Genomic DNA, 882 nt, shown 5'->3' with positions numbered 1-882 from the left:
GACAGACTGCGTGTTGGCTCTGTCACAGACTAAATAGTTTGAATGATTAGCAGTTATGGTGATCAGTCAACCACCAGGGAATAATCCTTCATATTATTATCGTGCTTCACCAACGCTGCCTCAATTGCTCTGAATGCTTCCAGAGACACCTTATGTTCTATACATGCAATTACAACATCAGGGTAACTCATAGAAATGGTGCTATTAAGCATATTTTTTACACGAATCAGATCCACGGAGGGATCATCAGCAGATTGTTCTTTATTCATTTTGTCGCTCCATGCGCTTGCTCTTCATCTAGCGGTTAAAATATTACTTCAAATCTTTCTGTATGAAGATTTGAGCACGTTGGCCTTACATACATCTGTCGGTTGTATTTCCCTCCAGAATGCCAGCAGGACCGCACTTTGTTACGCAACCAATACTATTAAGTGAAAACATTCCTAATATTTGACATAAATCATCAACAAAACACAAGGAGGTCAGACCAGATTGAAACGATAAAAACGATAATGCAAACTACGCGCCCTCGTATCACATGGAAGGTTTTACCAATGGCTCAGGTTGCCATTTTTAAAGAAATATTCGATCAAGTGCGAAAAGATTTAGACTGTGAATTGTTTTATTCTGAACTAAAACGTCACAACGTCTCACATTATATTTACTATCTAGCCACAGATAATATTCACATCGTGTTAGAAAACGATAACACCGTGTTAATAAAAGGACTTAAAAAGGTTGTAAATGTTAAATTCTCAAGAAACACGCATCTTATAGAAACGTCCTATGATAGGTTGAAATCAAGAGAAATCACATTTCAGCAATACAGGGAAAATCTTGCTAAAGCAGGAGTTTTCCGATGGGTTACAAATATCCATGAAC

At 37.5% G+C, this 882-nt stretch carries 2 protein-coding genes; one reads left to right on the top strand and one right to left on the bottom strand.

What is annotated here, in order from left to right; translation table 11 throughout:
* Nucleotides 1-62 precede the first annotated feature (62 nt).
* The gene (gene ybcW, locus J5M57_RS27875) at nt 63-269 is read right to left on the bottom strand and encodes a protein YbcW (protein WP_001031427.1); all 207 of its coding nucleotides are present in this window, start codon (nt 267-269) and stop codon (nt 63-65) included.
* A 243-nt stretch (nt 270-512) separates the two neighbouring features.
* On the opposite strand from ybcW, the gene J5M57_RS27870 reads away from it, so the two are divergent.
* The coding region (locus J5M57_RS27870; RefSeq protein WP_243435661.1) for a DUF1398 family protein at nt 513-882 on the top strand (370 nt) is incomplete at its 3' end.

Origin of the sequence: Pseudomonas sp. 86_A, from assembly GCF_017491705.1 — a bacterium.
In the GTDB taxonomy this organism is placed as follows: Bacteria; Pseudomonadota; Gammaproteobacteria; order Pseudomonadales; family Pseudomonadaceae; genus Aquipseudomonas; species Aquipseudomonas koreensis.
Note: the sequence above shows the minus strand (reverse complement) of the source record. Positions and strands in the feature narration are given on the sequence as shown.

Excerpts from the sequence above, each read along its gene's own strand:
- ybcW (WP_001031427.1), bottom strand. The coding sequence starts at position 269 with ATGAATAAAGAACAATCTGCTGATGATCCCTCCGTGGATCTGATTCGT.